The organism is Achromobacter sp. 18P8.1.1 (assembly GCF_057799415.1).
This window is the reverse complement of the sequence record NZ_JBYOKH010000091.1, coordinates 1-8,323: the sequence shown is the minus strand read 5'-3', so window position 1 is coordinate 8,323 and position 8,323 is coordinate 1. Positions and strand designations below refer to the sequence as shown.

Genomic DNA, 8,323 nt, shown 5'->3' with positions numbered 1-8,323 from the left:
CGCGTTGACCTTGGCGTCGGACGGCGAGCTGTCCGTGGGCGGCAGCGCGCAGGCCGGCGGCCAGGTGGGGCTGAGCGCGAAGGGCGCGTTGAACGTGGCGGGTACCGTGTCATCCCTGGCCGGGCTGACCGCCCAAGCCGCGGGCGATGCCACCATCAACGGCAAGCTGCTGGCCGGCGGCCCGCTGCTGCTGGACGCGATAGGCCGGGTGGCGGCCGGCACGGACTCGCGACTGCAATCGGAAGGCCCGATGCAAGTGCGCGCGGGTAGCGACCTGGCATTGGCCGGCATGGCGGAAACCAATGCGGGCCTGAACGTGGACGCGGGCCGCGACCTGCGCGTGGACGGCGCGGCGCTGGCCTATGGCGGCCAGTTGTCGCTGAACGCAGGTAATGATTTGCGGCTCGGCAGCGCCAGCCGTGCGCAGGGCGAAGGCGTGACGGCGCGTGCCGGGGGCGATCTGCAGGCGGACGGCGCAATGACCGCGCGCGGCGATATCGTACTGAACGCCGGCCGCGATGCCAGTCTGGGCGGCAAAGCCGCGGCCACGAACGATGTCAAATTTGAAACTGGCCGCAATCTGGTCATCGCGCAGGGCGCTCAACTGGACGCTGAAGGCAAGGCGCAACTCAAGGCGGGACAGGACGGGACGCTGGCGGGCGCAGTGCGCAGCAACGAGGGCAATCGCATCGAAGCCGCCGGCGCCTTGCGGCTGGACGGTGAAACCTCCGCGATTTCGGGCGGGATCGATTTGCTGGCAGGAAGCAGCCTGACGGTGGGCAGCCAGGGCAAGGTGCAGGCAGGCGGCGCGTTGCGCGGCGAGAGCGGCGGCGCCTTGGCGGTGGACGGCGAACTGGCCAGCCAGGGCGCTTTGACCCTGGTATCGGCGGGTGGGGCGGAGGTGGGCGGAAAGCTTCTGACCGGCGATATCTTGTCGCTGCAGGCAGGGACGGACTTGCAGACAGGCCAAACCGCGCAACTGCAATCGTCCAAGAACATGACGTTGAGCGCGGGTCAGGACATCAGCTTGGCGGGCACGGCGTTGAGCGACGGCGCCATTGCGATCGACGCGGTGCGCGGATTGCGCGTGGACGGCAGCGCGCTGGCCTACGGCGGCGTACTGACGATGAACGCCGGCAGCGATCTGCTGCTGGGCGAGGCCAGCAAGACGCAGGGCAAGGGCGTGACGGCGGTTGCGGCGCGGGACCTCATCGCCGGTGGCGAGATGGTGTCGGTCGGATCGGCCACCCTGACCGCAGGCCGCGACGCGGTGTTCGGCGGCAAGCTCGGTGTCGATGGCGACTTGGCGTTGCGTGCGCAGGACAAGGCTAAGCTCACGGGCCAGGTCGAAACGACGGGTATGGCCAGCCTGCAGGCCGGGGGCGACGTGGCCTTGCCAGGCAGCCTGCTTAGCAACCAAGGCACCGATGTGCGTGCCGGAGGCGCGCTGGATGTCAGCGGCGCGGCTGGCGCAGCCCAAGGCGCGTTGACCCTGGCTTCCGAGGGCGACATGGCGGTGGGGGGCAGCGCGCAGGCCGGCGGGCCCTTGTCCATGGTGGCAAAAGGCGCGCTGAGCGTGGCGGGCACGGCGTCGTCGCTGGCCGGATTGACCGCTCAGGCCGGAACCGATGCCACGGTCACGGGCAAGCTGCTGGCCGACGGCCCGCTGCTGCTGGAAGCCATGGGACAGTTGCTGGCGGGCGTCGACGCTCGCTTGCAATCCGAGGGTGGCATGACCTTGCGTGCCGGGCAGGACCTGATCCTTGCCGGCGAGGCCGAAACCAATAAGGGCCTGACGCTGGAGGCCGCGCGCGACCTGCGCGTGGACGGTGCGGCGCTGGCCTATGGCGGCCCGTTGACGATGGATGCAGGCAACGACCTGCGCTTGGGCAACGCCAGCCGCACGCAGGGCGATGGCGTGTCGGCGCGCGCTGCGGGCGATTTGCTGGCGGGCGGCACGATGGCGTCGCGTGGCGACATCCTGTTGACCGCGGGACGCGATGCGCGTGTCGATAGCAAGACCGCGGCCACTGGCAACCTGTCGTTGGCCGCCGGGCGCGATCTCGCCATGGGCACGACGGCGCAATGGGATGCCGAAGGGGCGTCGCAGGCCCGGGCTGGCAACGATATGACGCTGGCTGGTGCATGGCGCGGCAACGGCGACATGACCATGACCGCCGCTGGCAAGTTGTCCGTCGACGGCGCGCTTGCCGCCAGCGGCGGCCGCCTGAGTCTGGACGCTGGGGGCGACCTGTCGATAAGCGAACTTGCGCGGGTGGCGGCAAAGGGTCCGGTCAATGTGACGACGCTTGGCGACCTGCGCGTGGCGGGCGCGCTCAGTTCGCTGGATGCCTTGACCATGCAGGCCGCGCGTTCCGCGACCTTGGCGGGGCAGATCTACGCGGCGCGCGGCCTGGACATGATCGCGGGCCAGACGTTGACGGCCGCGGGCGGTTCGCATCTTCAATCCGACGCGTCGATGATGCTGCGGGCAGGGCAGGACCTGAACCTTGCGGGCACGGCGCTGGCCGAAGGCGGCATGACGCTGGAGGCCGCGCGAGACCTGCGCGTGGACGGCAACGCGCTGGCCTATGGCAGTGTGCTGAACCTGAAGAGCGGCAACGATATGCGGCTGGGCGCCACGAGCCAGTTGCAAGGCAAGGGCGTGCAGGCCGAAGCCGGCCGCGATCTGGCGCTGGACGGCATCCTTGTGTCCTCCGCCGATGCGGCGTTGCGCGTGGTGCGCGACGTCCGGGTGGACGGCAGATTGGGCGCCGACGGCGCGCTGGATTTCAGTGCCGGGGGCAACATGCGCGTCGGCGCAGCGGCGCAGCTGGACGCGTCGGAGCAAGCGCGAGTGGCGGCTGCGGGCAATCTGGAACTGGCCGGGGCCATGCGCGGCGACAAGGGCGCGCGCCTGGAAGCTGGCGGCCGGATGGATCTATCCGGAACGGCCGCGTCGGCCAACGGTGCGCTGGACCTGATCGCGGGCCTGGACATGGCACTGTCGGCCGGTAGCCGGGCGCTGGCGGGAGGTGTCCTGCAAGCGCGCGCGGGCGGCACGCTGACGACGGCGGGCACGGTATCCTCGTTGGCGGACTTGATACTGGACGCAGCCTCCGACATCAGCCTTGCGGGGCAGAGTCTGGCCACGGGCAAGCTGTCGATCCAGGCCGGCGGCGCACTGGCCACGGTGGCGGATTCGAGCCAGCAGGCCGGTGGCTCCGTCGATGTGCAGGCCGACAGTGCGGCGTTGGCCGGCACGCTGGTGGCCGGGCAATCCGCGACGCTGCAAATCGACAAGGACCTGTCCGTGGGCGGCACGGTTCTGGCCGATGCTGGCGCGCTCAAGGCCAGCAGTGGCGGCGCCATCACGCTGGGCAGCCAAAGCGCGCTGCAAGCGGGCGGGCTGCTGCAGGCGCAAGCCGGCGGCAAGCTGCTGGCGAACGGCACGATCTCCGGCGAGCAAGACATCGTTCTGAAGGCCGGCACGGACGCCGAGCTGAATGGCAAGACGGTGGCCAACGGTACCCTCAACGCTGATGCGGGCGGCAATCTGACCATCGGCCAGGCGGGCCTGGCCCAGGGCAGCGGCGGGCTGCTGCTGAACGCAGGCCAGGACTTGCGCATCGCAGGCACCGCGGGCACCGCGGCGGGGGCGGGGGGCGGCGGCGGCACGCTGCAAGTTCAAGCGGGCCGCGACCTGTTCATCACGGGCACCGCGACCGCGGGCTCTCCCATTATCCTGGGCGCCTTGCGCGATATCCGCATCGACGGCATCGCCACCGCGCTCGAAGGCGACCTGACGGCCAATGCTGGCGAGAACTTGCGCGTTGGCACGGCCGGCAGAATGCAGGCCTCGGGAGGCTTGAGCGCCAGCGCGGGCGCGGACCTGGACGCCGATGGCGTCATTGCCGCGGGCGGCGGCCTGACGCTTACTGCAACCGGTGACGCCCGCTTGGGCGGCGTCGTGGCAGCGTTGGGCGAGAGCGCGGCAGGCAATGCCACGATCACGGCCGGACGCGACCTGATCGCGAAGCAGAATGGCCAGGTCCAGGCCGCGGGCACGTTGACTGCCCGTGCCGATCGCGACCTGTACGCGGCGGGCGCCCTGAGCTCGGTGGGCGACATGGCGCTGGCCGCCGCGCGCGACGCGCGTGTGGACGGCACCGCCGCCACCGACGCCGACCTGACGCTGGCGGGCCGCGACATCGCGGTCGGTGCCACTGGGCTGGCGCAGGCCGGCCGCAATCTGATCGCCACGGCCCAAGATTCGCTGCAAGCGGCCGGACGCCTGCTGGCGGGCGGCGCGCAATCGCTGGCTGCGGGCGGCCGCATGACGGTGGACGGCACGGTCGCCGCCTTGCAGGGTGATCTGTCCTTGCTCGCGCAGGGGGGCGACCTCTCGCTGGGTGCGGATTCGCGCCTGCAAGCGGGAGGATCGCTGACGGCGCAAGCGGGTGGCGCGTTGAGCGCCTTCGGCGCGGCGGCGGCGGAACAAGGCATGACCTTGCGGGCAGGCACGGACGCAACGTTGGGCGGGATCGCCGCCACGCAAGCAGGCGACCTCGTCGTCAGCGCCGGCGGCAAGCTTTCCGTCCTGGCGGACGGCCGCCTGCAGGCGGGTGCGGCGCTGGACTTGAGCGCCGGCGGTGCGCTGAGCAACGCCGGCATCGCTTCCGCGGGCACGGGCGCCCGCCTGTCGGCCGGATCCATGCTGGACAACACGGGGTCGGTATTGGCCGGCGGCGATCTGGTAGCCACCACGTTGGGGCAACTGTCCAACGCCGGCCGCTTCGTCGCTGGGGTGGGCGCCGATGGCTCGCTCAGTCTGCCGGGCAGCATTGCGCTGACGGCCGGCTCCATCATCCATCGCGGTACCAGCCTGGCCGGCAAGGATGTGACCTTGTCCGCGGGTGGCCTGGATTTGGCGGGCGGCAAACTGTCCGCGGTCGGCAAGCTTGCCCTGGCGACGCCGGGCAATATAGACACCAGCAATGCCGTCGTGCAGGGGGCAACGCTGGACATCACCGCCGCCAATCTGCGCAACCAGGGCGGCAAGCTGACCGCGACGGGCGACGCCGCGATCAAGCTGAGCGGGCAACTCGACAGCACCGGGGGGCTGATTGCCGCCGCCGGTGACGCGCACATTGAAGCCGCAAGCATCGTCAACCGCGACGGCACGCTGGCCGCGCGAGATCTCACCGTCACCGCCTCCGGCGCAATCGATAACCGCGGCGGCCTGATCCAGGCAGACAACGCGCTAACCCTGAACGCAGCCAGTCTGGACAACAGCGGTACGCTGGGCGCCGCGGACGCGTCGCCCAAGGGGGTGCTAGGCAAGGTGGTCTCCATCGTGGCTGACCGCGTCAACAACCAGGCGGGCTCCATCGAGGCGATCGAGGACCTTACCCTGACCGCCAAGGAACTGGACAACACAGGCGGCGAAGTCGCCTCTCAGGGCAACGCCAGCATCGTCGCCGACACGCTCAAGAACGCACAGGGCAAGTTGCAGGCGGGCAAGAGCCTGACGGTCATTACGCAGGTGCTGCAAGGGCTGGGCACGCTGCAATCGGCGGGCGACCTGTCGTTCCAATACGCCGGGTCCTTGAACCAGGAAGGCGACATCGCCAGCGGTCGCGATTTGAACCTGTCGGTCGGTGGCGCGATGGACAACCGCGCCAAGATCACCGCCGCCCGCGACCTGAGCATCACGGCGGATTCGCTGAACAACCAGGCCTCTGGCGCGTTGCTGGCCGGCGGCGTGAACACCATCAAAGTGGCGCAGGGCCTGAGCAACGCTGGGCTGATCGACGGCGGCTCGACCCGCATCACCGCGGGCAGCCTGGACAATACGGGCCGCATTTATGGCGATGCCGTCGCAATACAGGCAGGCTCGCTGGTTAACGGCGCGGGCGCGGGCGGCGGCGCCGTCATCGCCTCGCGCGGCGGCATGGACCTGGGCGTTGGTTCGCTGGTCAACCGCGATCACGCGCTGATCTACACGGGCGCGGACCTGCGCATCGGCGGCGTGCTGGATGCGACTGGCCGTGCCGTGGGCCAGGCCGTCTCTCTTCTGAACGCCTCGGCCACCATCGAGGCGGCCGGCAACGCCAACATTTCGGCGGCGTCCATTCGCAACCAGAACGACCGCTACGTCAGCGAAACGGTGCAGGTGTCGACCACACCCAAGGTGTATTTCACGCCGGCCGGCACCACCGATATGTACGACGCGGAAACGAACTGGCTGTGCGATGAAGTGACGCCCATGTGCAGCAAGGATCCGGCCTGGCTGGACGACGATCCGGAGCGCATGTTCCTGCTGCCGTCGACCACGTATCCGGCGTCGCAGTACGGCCCTCCGTTTGACTACGCGCCTTCCTACAAAGGGAAGGCGGGACAGGATGCACCGATTGCTCCGGCGCGCATCGCGAATTTGCGCGAATGCCTGTCAAGCGGCGTCAATACTGAGAATTGTGTCGGAAAGACGCGCTATGCGCCGGGAGACAAGATCTGGTCGGTATTCGGCGTGCCACCGCCGGAGGGAAATATTCCGCCGATGGTCGAGTCGTGCCGAGGCGTGCAGTGCGAAATGGTGTCCACGCCGGAGCGTGACGCAGCGATCGCGCGAGACGAGAGCCGGCACGACCTGCTGGACGCGCGCATTCGCGCTTTCAACGCCGACTTCAACAGCCGCCTGGTCGGCACGTTCACGTACTACCGCGTGCAGGAGACCGTCACCGAGACCCGTACCGTTTCTTCCGACCCCGGCAAGATCCTGTCGGGCGGAGCCATGACGCTCACCGGCTCGGTCACCAACGACAAGAGCCAGATCGCCGCAGGCGGCGCGCTCACCGTGGCCGGCCCCGCCATCAACAACATTGGCGCGGGGGGCGAACGCACCGTCACGCGAGTCGGCACCGCCACGGTCACCCAGGCGCGCTCGAGCGACCGTAAGGAGTACGCCAGTGCGTACAACGCCACCCTGGCCGGCCAGCCCATCGAGCTTCCGGTCGGCACGTCTGGGGGCTACGTCTCAGTCAAACTCGACGGTTCCGCGCCTGGCGCCGGCAACGGGGGAAGCGGACCCAGGCCGGTGCTGGTCGCCAGTGTCGACCTGCCCGGCGGAACGGTGGTACGCACCGTCTCCAACCCGGCCGGCATTCCGGACAGCCAGCTCTACACCGTCAATGGGCGGCCGGATGCGCCCTACATCGTCGCCACCGATCCGCGTTTCGTCGGGCAACGCCCCACCGTCTCTAGCGATTACTTGCTCGACCTGTTGAACCAGCCCGGCGCGCTGCCGGGCACCATCATCGGCGGCGGCGCCGGTTCGGGCGGCGGTCTTGACGGCCTGCGCCAGGACGGTCAGGGTGGCACCGGACCCGTCAACGTCGGCGTGAGCGCCGGCTCGGTCTCGGGTGCGGCTCAGGGCGGTGCCATGGTCGGCGGCAGCGGCAGCCTGGACGGCCAGCGCCTGGACGCACAAGGCGCGTCCGTCCCGACCGGCGCCACGCTGGGCGCGGGCGGCGCACTCTCGGTCGGCGGCGCAGCCGCCGTCGCCGGCGGCAATAACCTGTCGGGTGCGCGCCTGGGCAGCTGGGACTCCCTGGTCCCCCCGGGCGCCAAGTTCCTGACGCCTTCGGGCCAGCCCAAGCGTCTGGGTGACGGCTTCTACGAGCAAAAGCTGGTGTCTGACCAGATCCTGGCCACCACCGGCCAGCGCTTCCTCGACAACTACGGCGACAACGACAGCCAGTACAAAGCTCTGCTAGCCGCCGGCGCGCAATTCGCCCGCGACAACGGCATCCAGCTTGGCGTCGCACTGACCGAGGAGCAGCAGCGCCACCTGGCGACCGACCTGGTCTGGCTGGTGGAGCAGACCGTCACGTTGCCCGACGGCACCACCGAAAGCGTGCTCGTGCCCCAGGTCTACCTGCTGGTCCGCGACGGCGACCTCAAGGGCGATGGCACGCTCATGGCCGGCCGGGACGTCAAATTGGCGGCCGATGGCGACATCGTCAACAGCGGCACCATCGGCGCCCGCGACGCCACCGTCATGACGGCGGGCAACATCGTCAACCAGGCCGGCGGCCTGATCCAGGGGTCCACCGTCGACCTTGCCGCGCGCGAAGACCTGACCAACCTGGTCTCGCTGATCAAGGGCGACAACGTTGCCTTGAAGGCGGGACGAGACATCGCCCTCACGTCCACCGCGGCCTCAGAGGACTTCGGCAGCACCTGGGGCTCGCACATCAGCGGCGTAGCCCGCGTAGATGCCGGCAACCTCAGTATGCAGGCTGGGCGCGACATCACCCTGACC

Annotated in this window: 1 pseudogene; it reads left to right on the top strand. The window is 69.7% G+C overall.

Going from position 1 to position 8,323, the window contains the following annotated elements:
* Positions 1–8,323: pseudogene (locus tag AC27VE_RS30575) on the top strand (hypothetical protein); the annotation flags it as partial.